This window comes from Dellaglioa sp. CoH-57-MRSF-20 (assembly GCF_056781955.1).
In genome coordinates, this window is record NZ_JBXAXV010000194.1 from 1 (window position 1) to 334 (window position 334).

1 protein-coding gene is annotated in these 334 nt (G+C 56.6%); it reads right to left on the reverse strand.

What is annotated here, in order from left to right; translation table 11 throughout:
• A partial coding sequence (locus AC1RPN_RS08750; RefSeq protein WP_481763801.1) for a hypothetical protein occupies positions 1-334 on the reverse strand: 334 nt, incomplete at both ends.

A 334-nucleotide genomic window follows, 5' to 3' on the forward strand; every position in this document is an offset into this window, starting at 1 on the left:
GTTTGCCCGATGATATGGCCCACGGCCGCCAACCACGCCCATGCCTGATGGAACAGAATAACGTCGCTCAATATCAGCCCACAGTCGGAGCCCGCAATGTAATGCGTGGTCCACGGTATATTGCCTACATGAAGCCTCACCACATTGTAGCCTCGGGCACATGTGCGATCGATCTCGATCTGGGGCAGGCGCACGATCTCCTGTTCCTCCCAATGCGGACGCATCGGAACGTATGTCTCGTAGTCGAGAAGATTGGACAGGCCGTCGTACACGGTAGACAATTCGGCGCGCGTCACGTAATTCAGGCTACCGCGCACAGGGTCTTCTTCAGGAA